At 68.8% G+C, this 18,289-nt stretch carries 11 protein-coding genes; 7 read left to right on the plus strand and 4 right to left on the minus strand.

The window, feature by feature from the left end:
* The first annotated feature begins 162 nt into the window (after positions 1 to 162).
* A complete protein-coding gene (locus BZB76_RS28385) occupies positions 163 to 1,164 on the plus strand; it encodes an ATP-dependent DNA ligase (RefSeq protein ID WP_246007271.1) in 1,002 nt (333 codons plus the stop codon).
* A 1-nt stretch (position 1,165) separates the two neighbouring features.
* On the opposite strand, the gene BZB76_RS28390 is transcribed toward BZB76_RS28385, so the two are convergent.
* The gene (locus BZB76_RS28390; protein WP_121437526.1) at positions 1,166 to 2,041 is read right to left on the minus strand and encodes an alpha/beta fold hydrolase; all 876 of its coding nucleotides are present in this window, start codon (positions 2,039 to 2,041) and stop codon (positions 1,166 to 1,168) included.
* Positions 2,042 to 2,199: 158 nt separating this feature from the next.
* On the opposite strand from BZB76_RS28390, the gene BZB76_RS28395 reads away from it, so the two are divergent.
* A complete protein-coding gene (locus tag BZB76_RS28395; protein ID WP_420534835.1) occupies positions 2,200 to 3,444 on the plus strand; it encodes a cytochrome P450 in 1,245 nt (414 codons plus the stop codon).
* Positions 3,445 to 4,262: 818 nt separating this feature from the next.
* Here the strand turns inward: BZB76_RS28395 and BZB76_RS28400 are convergent.
* A complete protein-coding gene (locus BZB76_RS28400) occupies positions 4,263 to 5,807 on the minus strand; it encodes a long-chain-fatty-acid--CoA ligase (protein WP_121437528.1) in 1,545 nt (514 codons plus the stop codon).
* 260 nt (positions 5,808 to 6,067) lie between these two features.
* Complete coding sequence (locus BZB76_RS28405; RefSeq protein WP_121437529.1) at positions 6,068 to 6,676, minus strand: lytic polysaccharide monooxygenase auxiliary activity family 9 protein; 609 nt, start codon at positions 6,674 to 6,676, stop codon at positions 6,068 to 6,070.
* A gap of 280 nt (positions 6,677 to 6,956) precedes the next feature.
* On the opposite strand from BZB76_RS28405, the gene BZB76_RS28410 reads away from it, so the two are divergent.
* Both BZB76_RS28410 and leuS read left to right on the plus strand, forming a co-directional pair.
* A complete protein-coding gene (locus BZB76_RS28410) occupies positions 6,957 to 7,571 on the plus strand; it encodes a tellurite resistance TerB family protein (protein WP_121437530.1) in 615 nt (204 codons plus the stop codon).
* A 258-nt stretch (positions 7,572 to 7,829) separates the two neighbouring features.
* Positions 7,830 to 10,292: a leucine--tRNA ligase gene (leuS, locus tag BZB76_RS28415; protein WP_121437938.1), complete on the plus strand. Its 2,463-nt coding sequence runs from the start codon at positions 7,830 to 7,832 to the stop codon at positions 10,290 to 10,292.
* A gap of 445 nt (positions 10,293 to 10,737) precedes the next feature.
* On the opposite strand, the gene lexA is transcribed toward leuS, so the two are convergent.
* Positions 10,738 to 11,439 (minus strand): transcriptional repressor LexA, encoded by a 702-nt coding sequence (gene lexA, locus BZB76_RS28425; RefSeq protein WP_121437531.1) that lies wholly within the window; start codon positions 11,437 to 11,439, stop codon positions 10,738 to 10,740.
* A gap of 175 nt (positions 11,440 to 11,614) precedes the next feature.
* On the opposite strand from lexA, the gene BZB76_RS28430 reads away from it, so the two are divergent.
* From BZB76_RS28430 to BZB76_RS28440, 3 genes are all read left to right on the plus strand, one after another.
* Positions 11,615 to 11,950 (plus strand): LysM peptidoglycan-binding domain-containing protein, encoded by a 336-nt coding sequence (locus BZB76_RS28430; RefSeq protein WP_170180797.1) that lies wholly within the window; start codon positions 11,615 to 11,617, stop codon positions 11,948 to 11,950.
* Positions 11,951 to 12,379: 429 nt separating this feature from the next.
* Positions 12,380 to 12,853 carry a transcriptional regulator NrdR gene (gene nrdR, locus BZB76_RS28435; RefSeq protein ID WP_121437533.1) on the plus strand — a complete coding sequence of 158 codons (474 nt, stop codon included), beginning with the start codon at positions 12,380 to 12,382 and terminating at the stop codon, positions 12,851 to 12,853.
* A gap of 120 nt (positions 12,854 to 12,973) precedes the next feature.
* Positions 12,974 to 18,268, plus strand: coding sequence for an LAGLIDADG family homing endonuclease (locus tag BZB76_RS28440; RefSeq protein ID WP_121437534.1), 5,295 nt, complete (start codon positions 12,974 to 12,976; stop codon positions 18,266 to 18,268).
* Positions 18,269 to 18,289 lie beyond the last annotated feature (21 nt).

Here is an 18,289-nt window from a genome sequence, read left to right on the forward strand (position 1 = left end):
CCGCGGACCATGACGAGCCGACCGGGTGCCCGGTCGGCTCGTCGGCGTTTCGGGTCTCAAAGGTGCCCAACCCCGGGTCAACATTCGTCCTGCCGGGATATCGGCGCAGGTGGGGAGGGGTAGGCGAGGCTCAGGACCGTCGAGCTCGGGGGGACGCGAGGCATGCACATCCGGTCCCCGGTGCGGCCGATGCTGGCCACGGCCATCGACCGGATCCCGCCGCCGCGGTCGTGCCCGGGCGGCTGCCGGTACGAGCCGAAGTTCGACGGGTTCCGGGCGATCGCGATCGTGGACGACGGCGGTGCCGTCCGGCTGTCGTCCCGGCGCCGGACCCGCCTGGACGACGCGTTCCCCGAGATCGTGGCCGCCGTCCGTGAGCGGCTCGCCCCCGGAACGGTCGTCGACGGCGAGATCGTCCGCTGGGGGAGAGACGGACGCCTCGACTTCGGCGCGCTGCAACGCCGCCACGCCGCCGGACGCCGCCGGGCCGAACTCGCGAGGACGGAACCGTGCCACTACGTCGTGTTCGACGTCCTGGAATCCGGGGGCGAGGACCTGCGGCCTCGCCCGCTGCGTGACCGCCGCGCGGTCCTGGAGGCGCTGCTCGGCGACGCCGGGCCGTCCGCCCGGGTCGTGATCACACCGCAGACCTCCGAGGTGGAGGAGGCGACGGTCTGGTTCGACGCCCTCGCCGTCCAGGGGGTGGAGGGCCTCGTCGTCAAGGACGCCGACGGTCCGTACCTGGAGGGACGCCGCCGCTGGCGGAAGGTGAAGCGCCGGGTCACGACCGAGGCGATCGTCGGCGGTGTCACCGGGACACGGCAGGCCCCCGAGTCGCTGATCCTCGGCCGCTACGACGAGGACGGCCGGCTCCGGGTCGTGGCGCGGACGACGCCGCTGCCGCCCGACGCGCGCGCCGCGCTCGGTGACCTGCTACAGCACGCCGGACCCGACCATCCGTGGCCCGCGGAACTGCCCGCCGGGCTCGCGGGCGGCGTGTACGGGTCGCATCCGCCGATCCGTTACGTCCGGACGGAACCGGAGACGGTCGTGGAGATCAGCGCGGACGCGGCCATCGAACGGGGACGCTGGCGACACGCCGTCCGGTTCGTCCGCGTCCGGCCGGATCTGGAGCCGTGGCAGGTCCCGCCGTTCGGCGCCTGAGCTACCCCAGCCACTTCAGGACGTGACCGTTCACCTCGGTGGGACGGTCGAGCTGGAGGAAATGCCCCGCACCGGTCACCAGGTGGGCGCGGGAGCCGGTGGGAAGCGCCGCGAGAACGCCGCCGAGGTCACCGCGCGGCGCCACCACGTCCGCGCCCAGGCAGCCGTCCTCGGAACCGTGCAGATACAGGACGGGCACCTGCCCGGCGCCGCCGGGCGGGGACTCGGACGGACGCAACGAAACGGAGAACATGGCGCGGTAGTAGCCGATCGCGGCGGCGATGTTGTCCGGGGTGGCGAGGCAGCCCATGGCGTGGTCCACGTCCAGCGTGTGGTCACCGGACCCGGCCGGGGACCAGTCGCGCCACAGCCCCTCGACGAACGCGCGGTCGACGACCGCCTCGGCGAGCGGGGTCTGGAAGAGGAAGACGTAGAACGAACGCTTGACCTGCTCGTAGTCGAGGAACGTCGCGGCGGTCACGGGAAGCGGCGGCACGGACATCGCGACGGCCCTGCGCCACCGTCCGGAAGCGAGACCCACCGCGCCGTACGCGGCGAGGGCGCCCCAGTCGTGACCGATGAGGACGGCGTCGGAGCCGCCGCCGAGGGCCTCGTGCAGGGCGACCACGTCGGCGGCGAGGGTGTCGCCCCGGTAGTCGCCGTCGCCGGGCACACCCGTCGGCGCGTAGCCGCGCAGGAAAGGCGCGATGGCGCGGTAACCGGCGGCCGCCAGCTCAGGCAGGAGATGCCGCCAGGTGTGCGCCGAATCGGGAAAGCCGTGCAGGAGGAGCGCGAGCGGGCCGTCCACGGGACCCGCCGTGAGCAACCCGAACCGCAGCCCGTTCGCCGTGACCGTCCCGGTGGTGATGTCGCCCATGCCGCCTCCTCGGTCCGTCGCGCACGCTACCCCGCGGCCGCACCGTGCGTAGTGTGATGCGCGTCACTCGGGTGATCGGTGCGCGGACGCCGCTTTACTTTGAGAGGCTGCCTGTAAACCGAACTCGGGTGTGAAGCGATGAGGGGGCGCGGACGGTGCTGAAGGTCGACGACATCAACCTGACGGACTGGGAGTTCTGGAGGAGCCCGCACGACCACCGGCACGAGGCCTTCAAGGCACTGCGCGAACATCCCGAACTCGTGCTCTTCGAGGAACCCGACGTCGTCTTCGTGCCGCAGGGCCCCGGCTACTACGCGGTGACCCGGCACGCCGACCTCCTGGAGGCGTCCCGGCGGCCGCTGGACTTCTGCTCCGGCAAGGGCGCCACCAGCATCTGGGACATGCCCGGCGACCTGCACGAGTACTTCGGCTCGATGATCAGCATGGACGATCCGCGGCACGCGAAGATCAGACGGATCGTGTCCCGGGCGTTCTCCCCGCGGATGATCCAGCGGTTCCAGGACCAGGTCGAGACCGTGGCCGCCGAGATCATCGACCGGGTCATCGCGGGCGACGGCACGGGCGACTTCGTCTCCGACATCGCCGCCCGGCTGCCCTTAAAGATCATCTGCGACATGATGGGGATCGCCCCGGAGCACTACCAGACCGTGTTCGACTCCACCAACACCATCCTCGCGGGCAACGACAGCGAGTTCATCCCGTCCGACGACCCGGAGCAGATGGGCCTGGCGCTGCTCGGCGCGGGCGAGACCCTCAAGGGCCTGGTCGAGGAGCTCGGCCGGCAGCGTCGCGCCGACCCCACCGACGACCTGACGTCCGCGCTCGTGAACGCCAACATCGACGGCGAGTCGCTGACCGACCAGGAACTCGGGTCCTTCTTCATCCTGCTGGTCGTCGCCGGCAACGAGACCACCCGCAACGCCATCGCGCACGGCCTCGACCTGTTCACCCGCCACCCCGACCAGCGCGCCCTGCTCACGGACGACTTCGAGGCCCGTATGCCCGGCGCCGTCGAGGAGATCGTCCGGTACGTGTCACCGGTGATCTGGATGCGCCGCACCGCCACCCGCGACACCATGCTCAACGAGCACGAGATCAAGGAGGGCGACAAGCTCCTCCTCTACTACTGGTCCGCGAACCGGGACGAGTCCGTCTTCACCGACCCGGAGCGGTTCGACATCCTCCGCGACCCGAACCCGCACGTGGGTTTCGGCGGACCCGGACCGCACTTCTGCCTCGGCGCGCACCTGGCACGCCGCGAGATCACCGTGGCGTTCCGTGAACTGTTCCGCCGGACGCCCGGCATCCGCGCCACCGGCGAACCCGATCGCCTGGAGTCCAGCTTCCTCAACGGCATCAAACGCCTGCCCTACACCTTCTGAGCCGCCCACCGGACCCAGGGAACACACGCACAGAGGACTTCCGCGACGGACCCGCCACGGGCGGTGCCCCGCCCGCGCCGCCCAGGGAAAGCCCGCACAGGGGACGTTCGCGCAGAAGGGCCGCACGGCGGGGCGCCGTCCCGCCCGTGCCGCTCAGCGCCGGGACCACCTGTGCGGGGAGCCTTTGCGAGGGGCGACCGCCTCGCGTCGCTCGGTGCAGGAACAGGCGTGCAGGGAGCCTTGCGAGGGCGATCGGGCGCGTCGCTCGGTGCAGGGGACCGCGCGAGGGTGACCGCCCCGCGTCGCTCAGCGCGGGAAAATGCGCAGGGAGCGGGGGACCGTCCCGCGTCGCTCGGTGCAGAACACCTGTGCGGGGAGCTTGCGAGGGCGATCGGTGCGTCGCTTGGTGCAGGGGACCGCGGGAGGGTGACCGTCCCGCGTTGCTCGGTGCGGGAAAATGCGCAGGGAGCGGGGGACCGTCCCGCGTCGCTCGGTGCAGAGCACCTGTGCGGGGAGCTTGCGAGGGCGATCGGTGCGTCGCTTGGTGCAGGGGACCGCGGGAGGGTGACCGTCCCGCGTTGCTCGGTGCGGGAAAATGCGCAGGGAGCGGGGGACCGTCCCGCGTCGCTCGGTGCAGAGCACCTGTGCGGGGAGCTTGCGAGGGCGATCGGTGCGTCGCTTGGTGCAGGGGACCGCGGGAGGGTGACCGTCCCGCGTTGCTCGGTGCGGGAAAATGCGCAGGGAGCGGGGGACCGTCCCGCGTCGCTCGGTGCAGGAACACTTGTGCGGGGAGCCTTTCGAGGAGGGCGGCGTGGCGGTCAGCGGAGTTCGCGTTTGAGGATCTTGCCGGTGGCGGTCATGGGGAGTTCGTCCCGGAACTCGATGATTCGCGGGTACTTGTAGCTCGCGAACTGCTCCTTGCCCCACGCGACCAGGTCGTCCTCGGTGACGGTCGCGCCCGGTGTCCGGATCACGTACGCCTTGATCTCCTCGCCGAGGGACGGATGTTCGACGCCCACGACCGCGGCCAGCGACACGTCCGGATGGGTCATCAGGACCTCTTCCACCTCACGCGGGTACACGTTGTAGCCGCCGCGGATGATCATGTCCTTGGAGCGGTCGATGATGAAGTAGTAGCCGTCCTCGTCGCGGCGGGCCACATCACCGGTGCGGAACCAGCCGTCCTTGATCGCGTCGGCGGTCGCGTCGGGACGGCCGTGGTAGCCCTTCATGATGTTGTGCCCGCGGATGGCGATCTCGCCGGGCCCCTCGCCCTCGATCTCCTTCCACTCCTCGTCGATCAGTTTCATCTCGACGCCCCAGACGGGCAGGCCGATCGAACCGGGCTTGGTCGGACGGTCCGGACGGTTGAACGACGCCACCGGCGACGTCTCAGACAGCCCGTAGCCCTCCAGGACGTCCACGTCGAACTTCTGCTTGATCCCCTTGAGGACCTCCATCGGCAGCGCCGAGCCGCCCGACACCGCGACCCGCAGATTTTCCCGGATCGTCGCGATGTCCTCGTCGGAGGTGGCGTGGGTCAGGAGCCCCCAGTACATCGTCGGGACGCCCGCGAAGACGCTCACCTTCTCCTTGACCATCAGCTCGACGGCCTGCTCGGCCTCGAACCTGGTCTGCATGACGAGCGTCGCGTGACGGTAGAACCCCACGTTCATCACGCAGGTCTGCCCGAAGATGTGGAACAGCGGCAGTGTCGCCAGCATCGTGTCGTGCAGCGTCCGGTAGAAGAGCGTGTCGTCCACCATGGCGTTCAGCAGCAGGTTGTGGTGTGTCAGCTCGGCGCCCTTCGGCTGCCCGGTCGTCCCGCTCGTGTAGATGATGACGGCGGTGTCGTTCGGCTCCGTTTGTACCGTCTCGAACGTGTTCGGCTGGGCGCCGAGCGCCGCCCAGAACAGTTCCGCCCCCTCGATCGGAGACTCCGTCGCCGCGGGGTTCACCGGCAGCAGGACGAAGTGCTCGCAGCCCTCGGCCTGCTCGAAACCGGCGTGGCCCATCTCGCCGAGCGGCAGCTCCGGCGTCCCCTCGAAACAGAACAGCACCTTCGCGTCGGAGTCGCCCAGGTGGTAGCCGATCTCCCGCGGCTTGAGCAGCACGTTCAACGGGACGACCACCGCGCCCGCCTTCAGCGCCCCGAAGTACACCATCGGGAAGTACGGGAGGTTGGGGCAGGACAGGGCCACCTTGTCGCCGGGCCGGACACCACGGGCCCGCAGCAGGTTCGCGACCTGGTTCGCGACCGAGTCGATGAACGAGTAAGAGAGCCGGATGTCGCCGAAGACGACGGCGTCACGGTCTGGCGTCTCCCTGGCGGCGTCCTCCAGCAGCACGGACAGGTTGAGCATGGCACTCCTCGCGCGGAACGGTGACCGGCCGGTCGGTTACCGAAGGGTCCATGACCCGTTTCGCACATCCTCATACATGGCGTCCACCGGCGCCATCCTTCGCGCCGCGTCGACAGGCGGTTTCCGGGCGGCGGGACGGGGGAGTGCCGAGCGCCGCAGCGCCCGGAAAAGAAGGAGGGACCGGGCGGGAGCGCGGTCCCGCCCGGTCCCTCAGGTGCGGGCGACGGAGAGCGACGCGGCCCGCGGAGGGTGGTCTTGTGTCAGCTGAACTCCACGTCGGAGCACTGGTAGAACGCGTTGCCGGTGTCGGCGATGTCCCACACCGCGAGCAGAAGGTGCCTGCCCTGCTTGGGCGGCAGCGCGACCTCGTGGGAGAGGGTGCTCGGCGGACGCCGGCCACCGCCGCTGAAGGTGCCGAGCGGCTTCGATTCCAGGTCGGCGCGCGTGAGCGGCTTCGTGGGGTCCCAACCGTCCTTGGTGATGTAGTAGTGCCACGAGGTGGTGGCGTGGGGGACGGCGTGACGCCAGGTGAACGTGAACGACTGGCCGCTCGTGAGCTTGTTCGTGGGCCACTGGCCGTTGCGCGGGTCGTCGAGCTGCTTGAAGCGGCCGACACCGCCCGCGCAGATCGTGCCGTCCCGGGGGCCGCGCTGCGGGAACCCCTTCGGGCCTTCGACGCTCGAGGGCTCGTACTGGATCTCGCCACAGTTCCGCGCGGTGCCCTTCTGGCAGAAGAGGGCACGGCTGATCGGAGCGGTGGTGTAGCCGTGGGAGAGCGCCGGGGCGGTCGTCACCATGGTGATCCCGGCGGCCGCGACGGCCGCGTACGCGAATGTGCGTTTTCTGGGGGTACGGAGGTTGGCGGGCATACTCGGTGCTCCTGGCGGGGGGTGGGGCGACCTTGGTCTCGGAGTTCGGTAGCCACGAACGGACGGATGGACATCAGGCGGGGAAGCTTTTTATAGGAAACCTTCCTATTAGATTTGAGGATGGAGGATGGACGCCCATCGCGTCAAGCCCCGAATTTCCGCGATCCTCCTCCGGTCGTCCGGACCGTGGTGGAGCCGTCCCCATCGGTCGAATCCCGCCCCATCGCCCACCCCCGCACCGTTACGATGTGCGACTTCCACCGAGAAGAGGTGCGCCATTTTGATCATCTTCGGCTGGCGGGTGGTGTTCTTCACCCTGACCAGGGGAATCTTCCACTGTCCCAACTGCGGCGGCGACCGCGACTACCGGCGCAGGCAGGGCCGCAACTTCTTCACCCTGTTCTTCGTCCCCGTCATCCCGCTCACCAAGGCGGGCGGCGAGATCGTCGAGTGCGACGTCTGCCATGGACGCTGGGAACCCGCCGTCCTCGACGTGCCGACCACCGCGCAGCTCGCCCAGATGCCCGCGATGCTCCTGCGCATGACGATCGCCCAGGTCCTGCGGTCGGGCGACTACACCAACACGATCGCCCGCGGCCGCGCCGTCGCCGTCGTCCGGCAGGCGGGCGAGCACACCTACGACGACAACGCCCTCACCGCCGACCTCGGCCGACCGTTCGAGGAGGTCCGCGTCGAGATCGGCCACGCCGCGCCCGCCCTGGCGCCCGAGGCCCGCGAGAGCATTCTGCGCGCCGCCGCCGAGATCGCCCTCGTGGACGGCCCCCTCAGCGTCTCGGAGGAGGAGACCCTGTCCGCCGTCGGCGCCGACCTTCGCCTCACCCGCGTCCAGGTCACCGGCGTCATCTCCCTGGCCCGCCAGGAATCCGGCCACTGAACCGGTGTAGAGAACCCGCGGCCCGGCTTGCGATTGCGCTACTGTTGAGGTATGTCGGCAAGGCTGCTCCTCGAACGACCACGTTGACGAACCGACGTCAACGTGGTGGCCCCTCCTGCGCGAGGGGCCCTTTCATGTCAGAGGACGGCCCACCGCCTTTGGTGCAGGCAGCGAACGAGCAAGAAACCGGAGTCTGGAAACGTGAGCAGCGACGTCACCCCTCGCGCGACGACGAGGGGAGCAGGAGGGTCGTCCCCCCTGAACGACTCGTACGATCCACGGGCCGTTCAGGACAAGTGGCAGGCCCGATGGGCGGAGCTCGAACCGTTCGCGGCCGACGAGAAGGACGACACCCGGGAACGGCGCTATGCGCTGGACATGTTCCCCTACCCGAGCGGTGACCTGCACATGGGCCACGCGGAGGCGTTCGCCATCGGCGACGTCCCCGCCCGGTACTGGTTCCAGCGCGGCTTCAACGTCCTGCACCCCATCGGCTGGGACTCCTTCGGCCTGCCCGCCGAGAACGCGGCCATCAAACGCGACTCGCACCCCGCCGAATGGACCTACGCCAACATCGAGACGCAGGCGACGTCGTTCCACCGCTACGCGCCGTCGTTCGACTGGACGCGGCGGCTGCACACCTCCGACCCCGAGTACTACAGGTGGACGCAGTGGCTGTTCCTGCGTTTCTACGACCGCGGCCTGGCCTACCGTAAGGGCGGCCACGTCAACTGGTGCCCGAAGGACCAGACCGTCCTGGCCAACGAGCAGGTCGTCGGCGGGCACTGCGAACGCTGCGGCACCCTGGTCGAAAAGCGCGTCCTGACCCAGTGGTACTTCAAGATCACCGACTATGCCGACCGGCTGCTGGACGACATGGAGCAGCTGGAGGGCAAATGGCCCGAACGCGTCCTGCTGATGCAGCGCAACTGGATCGGCCGCTCCACCGGCGCCGACGTCGACTTCGTCATCGAGGGACGCGACGAGCCCGTCACCGTCTACACCACCCGGCCCGACACCCTGTTCGGCGCGACGTTCATGGTCGTCGCCGCCGACGCCGCCCTGGCCGAGGAGATCTGCGCCCCCGACCAGCGGGCCGCGTTCGAGGCGTACCGCGAGGAGGTCTCCCGCGAGAGCGAGATCGACCGACTGTCCACCGAGCGTGAGAAGACCGGTGTGTTCCTGGGCCGCTACGCGGTCAACCCGGTCAACGGAGAGCGACTGCCGATCTGGGCCTCGGACTACGTCCTGGCCGAGTACGGCCATGGCGCGATCATGGCGGTGCCGGCGCACGACCAGCGTGACCTGGACTTCGCGCTGAAGTTCGGCCTGCCCGTCCGCGTCGTCGTCGACACCGGCCTGCCCGACCCGGCCGACACCGGCGTCGCCACACCCGGCGACGGCGCGATCGTCAACTCCGGGCCGATCGACGGGCTGGCGAAGGACGCGGCGATCCCCCGCATCATCGAGATCCTGGAGTCGCGGGGCACCGGCCGCGCCGCCGTGAACTTCCGGCTGCGCGACTGGCTGGTGTCACGGCAGCGGTTCTGGGGCTGCCCGATCCCGATCGTGCACTGCGAGGCGTGCGGCGAGGTCCCCGTCCCCGACGAGCAACTGCCGGTGACGCTGCCCGAGGGGCTGCGCGGCGCCGACCTGGCCCCGAAGGGCACCTCCCCGCTGGCCGCCGCGACCGACTGGGTGAACGTCGCGTGCCCCAAGTGCCACGGCCCGGCCAAACGCGACACCGACACCATGGACACGTTCGTCGACTCGTCCTGGTACTTCTTCCGCTACTGCTCGCCCCACTACGAGGACGGCCCGTTCGACGTCGAGCAGGTCCGTAGGTGGATGCCGGTCGACCAGTACACCGGCGGTGTCGAGCACGCCATCCTGCACCTGCTGTACAGCCGGTTCTTCACCAAGGTCCTGTACGACATGGGCATGGTCACCTTCACCGAGCCGTTCCGCCGGCTGCTGAACCAGGGCCAGGTCATCAACCAGGGCAAAGCGATGTCGAAGTCGCTGGGCAACGGCGTCGACCTGGGCGAGCAGATCGCCGAGTTCGGGGTGGACGTCGTCCGGCTGGCGATCCTGTTCTCCGGACCGCCGGAGGACGACATCGACTGGGCGGACGTGTCCCCGCACGGCATGGCGAAGTTCCTGTCCCGCGTGCACCGCATCGCCACCGAGGTCACGTCCCCGCCCGGCACCGACGCCACGTCCGGCGACCAGGCCCTGCGCCGCGTCACCGCCCGCACCATCGACGAGGCCACCACCCTGATCGAGGCACAGCGGTTCAACGTGGCGATCGCCCGGATCATGGAACTGGTCACCGCGACCCGCAAGGCCATCGACTCGGGCCCCGGCCCCGCCGACCCCGCCGTCCGGGAGGCGGCCGAGGCCATGGCCGTGATGCTGTCGCTGTTCGCGCCCTACACCGCCGACGAGATCTGGGAACTGCTGGGCCGCACCGCACCGGTGATCAACGCGGGCTGGCCGACCGCCGACCCGGCCCTGCTGGTGGAGGAGTCGGTGACCTGCGTCGTCCAGGTCGCCGGAAAGGTCCGCGACCGCCTGGAGGTCCCGCCCGGCATCACCGAGGCCGACCTGGAACGCCAGGCCCTGGCCTCGACCAAGATCCAGGACGCCCTGGCCGGCGCCGAGATCGCCAAGATCATCGTCCGCCCGCCTAAGATCGTCAACATCGTCCCCAAACGCTGACCCCAGGGCTCACGCCGCATCCCGTCGACGTTCACGGCGCCCAACCGGGCGCCGTGAACCGCTGGTGGTGGCCGAGAACACCTGGCCGAGGCCGCCTTGCGGCGAGGACGACGCTCGGGCGCGGACGGCACCGACGCCGCCCGGCCGCCCCTCGCCCATGACGTGAAGAGTGATTCCGGCGGCGCCTCCGGCACCGCCCTTCAGCGGATCGAGGACCAGGGCGACGGCATCGAACGCGATCGGCGGCCGGGCCGCATGGTCCGGTCGAGCGTTGCGCTCAACCTCATCCGGCATCGCCGGGTCTCAGGGCCCGGTCGTTCACCCCCCGACCCCGCGCTTGGAGCGCTCCATGGTGACAACAAGTGCCTCAACCAGGACTAAGGGCGGGCCACCGATGGTCGACGGTGGTCCGCCCCTGGTTCGTTGCCCGGGACGGGCGCGGGGGTCACATCTTGCGGAGGACCGCCACGACGCGTCCGAGCACCGTCGCGTCATCGGCGGGGATCGGCTCGTACGCGGGGTTCTGCGGCAGCAGCCAGAGGTGCCCGTCGTCGCGGCGCTTGAACGTCTTCACCGTCGCCTCGCCGTCGATCATGGCGGCCACGATGTCGCCCTGCTCGGCCACCGGCTGCTGCCGGACGACCACCCAGTCACCGTCCGCGATCGCGGCCTCGATCATCGAGTCACCGGTGACCTTCAGCAGGAAGTGCGTGCCCTCGCCGACGAGTTGCTTCGGCAGCGTGAACACGTCCTCCACGGCCTCCTCGGCCAGGATCGGGCCACCCGCGGCGATCCGTCCGACCAGGGGCACGTATGCGGGCGCGGGCTGCGCGGAGGCGGACTGGACACCCGTGGACTCGTAGGTCTCCTCGTCCGTCCGCACCGGCGTGGCGCCGGGTACCCGCACCTCGACCGCGCGCGGCCGGTTGGGGTCGCGGCGCAGGAAACCCTTGCGCTGCAGCGCCCGGAGCTGGTGGGACACGCTGGAGGTGCTGGTCAGGCCGACCGCCTCACCGATCTCGCGCATCGAGGGCGGGTACCCACGGCGCTGGACCGAGTCGCGGATCACCTCCAGCACCATGCGCTGCCGCTGCGTCAACCCCGTCTCGTCCATGGGGCCGTCGGGCAGCTCCCGGACCTTGCTCATCGCTCGTCGCCTCCCGGGCGCCTCGATCCGTCACTCCTTGTCATGAACGCTATCGCGTCGGAGCGCGATGATCAAACAATTGTTCGAAGTGGTGCTCGCTTTCTCTCGGCGCCTCCTGGTAGAACATCGTACAGACGTTCGATCGAAAATGCATTCGACGTCGAGGAGGGTTGAGATGTCGGGTTCACCCCACAGTGAGCATGCCCCGATCCGGCTGACCCGCCGTGGACGCGCCGTCATCGTCGGCTTCGCCGCGACCTTCACGCTCGTTTCGCTGTGGCTCACCGTCGGCCCCGGCGCACTGGCCGGGGGGCGCGACTCCCGAGACGCCCCGTCCCGTGCCACCAGAATCGTCGTCGTGAAACCTGGCGACACTCTCTGGGACCTTGCCAGTGAAGCCGATCCCGACGCGGATCCCCGCCGTGTCGTCCAGCGCATCATCGACCTGAACGGCATGGGCGGCGACCCCACCGTCCAACCGGGCCAGGAACTCCGCCTTCCCGTCCGATGACAGCCTTCGCGGTGGGTGCGCGCGACCCGTTAGCGCCCCTCGGGCCCGCATTGTGGCAAAGGACCGTCTCTGATCTGAGACCGCCGTCCCCTCCGCGGGCCGGGTGTGTGTCCGCTGTGTCCGGGGTTGGTGGCCGTCTGGCCGTCGAACCCCTTGATTGCAGGGACCGGTGGGACGCATGCCGCCAGATGCCCCGATTGTGACGTCCGAGAGTCGTGGGAAGCGACACGCCCGGGGAGGAAGACGGAACAGCCGAACGTGAGCTGGCCGGACGGGCCCGATGTGACCTTCGAGGCACCGGATCAGGTTGCACATGCCTGCGCCGAGCCGTACGGTTGACCACAACATCTAGTAGTCACATCAATGTGCTTTACCCATATGTAGCATCACTCGGCGGTTGAAGCGCTTTCGTCAGGGGAGGGGACCAACGTGCACTGCCCGTTCTGCCGCAACCCTGACACCAAAGTGATCGACAGCCGTGCGACCGACGACGGGGGCGCCATTAGGCGTCGCCGGTCGTGCGCCGAATGCGGTCGGCGATTCACCACACAGGAGAATGTGCTCGTGATGGTGGCCAAGCGAAGCGGGGTCACCGAGCCGTTCTCCCGGGAAAAGATCATCGCCGGGGTGCGCAGAGCCTGCCAGGGCCGCCCGGTCGACGAGGATGCGCTCGCGAAGCTGGGGCAGCGGGTCGAAGAGGCGATCAGATCGTCCGGGTCCGCGGAAATCCCCTCCCATGAGGTCGGACTCGCGATCCTGGGGCCGCTTCGCGAACTCGACGAGGTCGCATATCTGCGATTCGCCTCGGTCTACCGGAGCTTCGAGTCCATCGACGACTTCGCCAAAGAGATCGAAGCACTGCGGCGGACCGGTTCCTCGGGGGAGCCCGGCCCGTCCCGCTAGGGACGGATTCTGAAGACACAGCAGCACAGGTAAGAGCGCCTCCGCGCGGGCATGGCCCGTGCGGCGGCGGGGTTGTTCCTGAACAGGGCCCCGGCGGGTGGGCCCGAGAGGGGGAAGGTCATGACGGAGACGGTGAGCGGCTCGACGGCACGGCGCGGCAAGGGGGGCCGCAAAGGGCTGAAGGTCGAGCGGATCTTCACCACGCCCGGCGTGCATCCGTACGACGAACTGCGCTGGGAACGTCGTGACGTCGTCATGACCAACTGGCGCGACGGCTCGGTGAACTTCGAGCAACGCGGCGTCGAGTTCCCCGACTTCTGGTCGGTGAACGCCGTCAACATCGTCACCTCGAAGTACTTCCGAGGGGCGGTCGGCACGCCACAGCGGGAATGGAGTCTCAAGCAGCTCGTCGACCGGGTCGTCCGCATGTACACGGACACGGGCCTCAAAGAGGGCTACTTCGCGTCCGAGCAGGACGCCGAAATCTTCGACCACGAACTGAAGTACGCCCTCGTCCACCAGCTCTTCAGCTTCAACTCCCCCGTCTGGTTCAACGTCGGCACCAAGTCCCCCCAACAGGTGAGCGCGTGCTTCATCCTGTCCGTGGACGACACGATGGAGTCGATTCTCGACTGGTACAAGGAAGAAGGCGTCATCTTCAAGGGCGGGTCCGGCGCCGGGCTGAACCTGTCCCGTATCCGGTCCAGCAAGGAACTGCTTTCGTCCGGCGGGACGGCCAGCGGGCCCGTCTCGTTCATGCGCGGCGCCGACGCGTCGGCCGGAACGATCAAGTCGGGTGGCGCGACGCGGCGGGCCGCCAAGATGGTCGTGCTGGACGTCGACCACCCCGACATCGGGGAGTTCATCGAGACCAAGGCGCGCGAGGAGGACAAGATCCGCGCGCTGCGGGACGCCGGGTTCGACATGGACCTCGGCGGCAAGGACATCGGCAGCGTCCAGTACCAGAACGCCAACAACTCGGTCCGCGTCTCGGACGAGTTCATGCACGCCGTCGAGTCCGACGGCGAGTTCGGGCTGCGCGCCCGGATGACCGGCGAGGTCGTCGAGACCGTCAAGGCCAAGGAACTGTTCCGGCTGATGGCACAGGCCGCCTGGGAGTGCGCCGACCCCGGCATCCAGTACGACGACACGATCAACGACTGGCACACCAACCCCGAAACCGGACGTATCACCGCGTCCAACCCCTGTTTCCCCGCCGATCAGCGGGTCGTCACGGACAAGGGGCTGGTGCGCATCGGTGACATGGTCCGGCGCGCGGCGATCGGGGAGACGTACGGGATCTACACCAACGACCTGACGTCCGAGACCGACCCGCAGGACCGCATCGTCGCGACCGACCCGGTGCGGTACATGGTGACCGGAACCAACGAGATTCTTGAGTTGCGGTTCTCGGACGGCTCCCGACTGCGCTGCACACCCGGCCACCGGATCTGGACCGCCAACCGCGGTTGGGTGCACGCCGAAGACCTGACCGAGGACGACAAGGTCGTGCGGTCCTTCCACCGCGCGAGTCGCGCCGCGGCGACGGGTGAGATGCCGATGGCCGCCCACCACGCGGCGCAGGCGGCGGCGACCCGGCACGCGCTGGAGCTGCCGGAGAAGTGGGACGAGGAGTTCGCCCACTACCTCGGCTGGTTGATCGGAGACGGCTGTGTCACCGATTCCAGTGTCGTGACGGTTTACGGCACCGAGGCCGAGCAGGAGACGGTGATGCCTCGGCATGAGGCTCTTCTGCGCGGTATCACCGGCACGGACCGCAAGCCCAGCGTCCAGGCGAACGGCACGCAGCAGCTCCGTGTGGGCCATGAGGCGTTCCGCGCGTTCCTTCGCGCGCTCGGCGTCTCCGACGGTCGCGCCGCCGACAAGACCGTTCCGGCCGCCGTCTACGAGGCTCCCGAAGAAGAGTTGGTCGCCTTCCTCCAGGGGCTCTTCGACGCCGACGGGTGCGTCGTCGACCTGGCGAACGGCACCCGGTACGTCGGCCTCGGAAGCCGTTCCGAGGAACTGCTCATCGGCGTCCAGGAACTTCTCGCCTCGCTGGGCATCGCCGCCCGGATCTACCGGACGGACGCAAAGAAGGAGAGCTTCCGCTACACCCGCAAGGACGGGAGCGAGGTGACCTACGGCTCGGACGGCCCGAGTTTCGATCTACGGATCAGCGGCCGGTCCATGGTCGAGTTCGCCGCGGTGGTCGGCTTCGGGTCGGCGGGCAAGCAGGACGCCCTGCTCCGCCTTCTGGACACCACGAAGCGGTACAAGAAGGACCTGTCGGTCCGCATGGTGTCCCGTGAGTCCAAGGGCTTCGAGACGACCTACAACCTCACCGAGCCGCGGAACCACTCCTACATCGTGAGCGGTGTGGTGGTCGCGAACTGCAGCGAATACATGAGTCTGGACAACTCGTCCTGCAATCTGGCGAGTATCAACCTGCTCAAGTTCCTCACGGACGAGGGCACGTTCGACGTGCCGAAGTTCGTGAAGCTCACCGAGCTGATCATCACGGCGATGGACGTCTCGATCACGTTCGCCGACTTCCCGACGGAGAAGATCGCGGAGACGACGCGTGACTACCGGCAGCTCGGTATCGGGTACGCCAACCTCGGTGCGCTGCTCATGGCGACCGGGCACGCCTACGACTCCGAGGGCGGACGGGCGATCGCCGCGGCGATCACGTCGCTGATGACGGGTGTCGCCTACCGCCGGTCGGCGGAGATCGCCGGTGTGGTCGGCCCGTACGCGGGCTACGCGCGCAACGCCGAGGGGCACAAGCGCGTGATGCGCAAGCACGCCGCCGCGAACGACGGCATCCGCACCCTCGACGCGATGGACAAGGCGATCCACGCCGCGGCCGCGAAGCAGTGGCAGGAGTGCCTGAAGCTCGGTGAGAAGCACGGCTACCGGAACGCCCAGGCCAGCCTGCTCGCGCCGACGGGGTGCCTGACGGGCGACACGCTGGTGACGACCGACCGCGGCCTGATGCGCCTGTCCGAGATCGGCGACGTGTACGGCGATCGCTGGCAGGACTTGGACATGATCGTGTCCACCGACGAGGGGCCGCGTCAGGCGACCAAGTTCTTCGTCAACGGTGAGGAGCCGACCCGCCTCATTCGTACCCGGGGTGGTTACACGATCCAGGGAACTCTGACTCACCGCGTGAAGGTGGTCGAGGCAGGGACGGGCGCATGGGTGTGGCGTCGATTGGCGGACATCCGTGAGGGTGACCTGGTGCCCATGCAGACGCGGACGCTCGTCGGCGACCGTCGACAGGTTCCGCTGCCGGTCCTCGATCAGGCCTACTACGCCGGTGACCGGCATATCGAAGTTCCCGACGCCGTCACTCCGGAGCTGGCCGAACTCGTCGGCTACTTCATGGGGGACGGGAGCCTTCACGCGAAGGGCCTGCGACTGTGCGTGGCGGACGACTCGTTCGACGTCGCCGAGCGGTTGCAGATTCTCGCGAAGGACCTGTTCGGCATCACGCCTGTGGTGGTCGAACAGCAGGGACATCGCGAGGTGACCCTCTCATCCATGCGGCTCGCCCGGTGGTGGAAGGCGGCGGGCTTCGCAAAGGACCTGCCCGGCGCCGACCATTCGGGCAAGGGCTGGACGCCCCGGGTGCCCTCCGCGATCCTCGAAACGAATGACGTCGAGGTCTACGCCGGGTTCCTGCGGGGGCTCTTCGAGGCGGACGGGACGGTGACCGAAGGCGTCCCCAGCCTGTCGACCGCCTCCGAGTCCTTCGCGGGCGAGATTCGGACGCTTCTGCTCGCGCTGGGCCTTGCAACGACCACACGTACGACCGTCAGCGGCTTCGGTGGGGACATCTACCAGGTTCGTCTCCGGAACCTCGACCATGCGTTGAGCTTCGACGAGATCGTGGGCTTCATCGGTGAGCGGAAGGCGCGGCTCATGGCCGCGTTGGAACCGGGGCGATCCGCGAAGAACGACTATGTGGTGCTCTCTCGGACTGATTGGGACGAGATCGTTCCGGTGGGTCATCCCTTGAGGGCCGCCGTCCTCCAGTCGATCCGGAAGAACGGTGGCGTCCCCCGGATGGTGGCGCGCTCCCTCTTCACCGAGACGTTCCATGAGCGACTCGGACACGCGCTGGAATACCTGTTCGAGCGCGTGGCGGCCAATGAGGACGGCGGCGTCCAGCCGACGTACGACCTGTCCGTGCCGGAGAACGTCACTTACGTGGCCAACGGCATGGTGAGCCACAACACCATCGGGCTGATGATGGACTGCGACACGACCGGCATCGAGCCCGATCTCGCGTTGATGAAGTTCAAGAAGCTCGTCGGCGGCGGGTCCATGCAGATCGTCAACCTGACGGTGCCGCGGGCGCTGGAGAAGCTCGGTTACCAGCAGGAGCAGATCGAGGCGATCGTCGAGTACATCGCCGAGCACGGGCATGTCGTAAACGCGCCGGGGCTGCGTCCCGAGCACTACGAGGTGTTCGACTGCGCGATGGGCGAGCGGGCGATCAGCCCGATGGGGCACGTCCGGATGATGGCGGCCGTCCAGCCGTTCCTGTCCGGCGCGATCTCCAAGACGGTGAACATGCCGGAGAAGGCGACCGTCGAGGACATCGAGAAGGTGTACTTCGAGGGGTGGCGGCTCGGCCTGAAGGCCCTGGCGATCTACCGGGACAACTGCAAGGTCGGCCAGCCCCTGTCGGCGGCGGGGAAGAAGGAGGCCGTCAAGGAGGTTCCCGCGGCGACCGGGCCGACGCCGCCGGTGCGCAGGCGGCTGCCGAAGCAGCGTCCCGCGACCGTCACGCGCTTCTCCGTCGCGGGCGCCGAGGGGTACATGACGGCTTCGTCGTACCCGGACGACGGTGTCGGCGAGGTCTTCCTCAAGCTGGGCAAGCAGGGTTCCACGCTCGCCGGTGTGATGGACGCCTTCTCGATGGCGATCTCCATCAGCCTCCAGTACGGCGTGCCGCTGGAGACCTGGGTGGAGAAGTTCACCAACATGCGGTTCGAGCCCGCCGGAATGACCGACGACCCCGACATCCGCATGGCCACCTCGGTGATGGACTACATCTTCCGTCGGCTGGCCCTCGACCACCTTCCCTACGAGGAGCGCGCGGGTCTCGGCATCCTGACCGCCGAGGAGCGGGCGATGCAGGCGAACGGGGAGGATCCCGCCGCCCTGCACGCCGAGGACGAGGTCGACCACGAGTCGCTGGCGCAGTCGGCGGCGATCGCCAGGCCCGCGGAGCCGGTGTCCGCTCCGGCGAGCGAGGCGCACTCGTCCATGGAGGTCATCGAGAGCCGGCAGGGCCGTACGGCGGACGCGCCGCTCTGCCTCACCTGCGGGACGAAGATGCGCCCGGCGGGCAGTTGCTACGTGTGTGAGGGCTGCGGCTCCACCAGCGGGTGCAGCTGACGCGTCAACGGGTTGAAGTGA

It is taken from the genome of Actinomadura pelletieri DSM 43383, from assembly GCF_003634705.1.
GTDB classification, from domain to species: domain Bacteria; phylum Actinomycetota; class Actinomycetes; order Streptosporangiales; family Streptosporangiaceae; genus Spirillospora; species Spirillospora pelletieri.

What these genes read in the sequence shown, in the direction of transcription:
- BZB76_RS28385 (WP_246007271.1), top strand. Translation starts at nt 163, where the DNA reads ATGCACATCCGGTCCCCGGTGCGGCCGATGCTGGCCACGGCCATCGAC.
- BZB76_RS28390 (WP_121437526.1), bottom strand. Translation starts at nt 2,041, where the DNA reads ATGGGCGACATCACCACCGGGACGGTCACGGCGAACGGGCTGCGGTTC.
- BZB76_RS28400 (WP_121437528.1), bottom strand. Translation starts at nt 5,807, where the DNA reads ATGCTCAACCTGTCCGTGCTGCTGGAGGACGCCGCCAGGGAGACGCCA.
- BZB76_RS28405 (WP_121437529.1), bottom strand. Translation starts at nt 6,676, where the DNA reads ATGCCCGCCAACCTCCGTACCCCCAGAAAACGCACATTCGCGTACGCG.
- lexA (WP_121437531.1), bottom strand. Translation starts at nt 11,439, where the DNA reads ATGAGCAAGGTCCGGGAGCTGCCCGACGGCCCCATGGACGAGACGGGG.
- BZB76_RS28430 (WP_170180797.1), top strand. Translation starts at nt 11,615, where the DNA reads ATGTCGGGTTCACCCCACAGTGAGCATGCCCCGATCCGGCTGACCCGC.
- BZB76_RS28440 (WP_121437534.1), top strand. Translation starts at nt 12,974, where the DNA reads ATGACGGAGACGGTGAGCGGCTCGACGGCACGGCGCGGCAAGGGGGGC.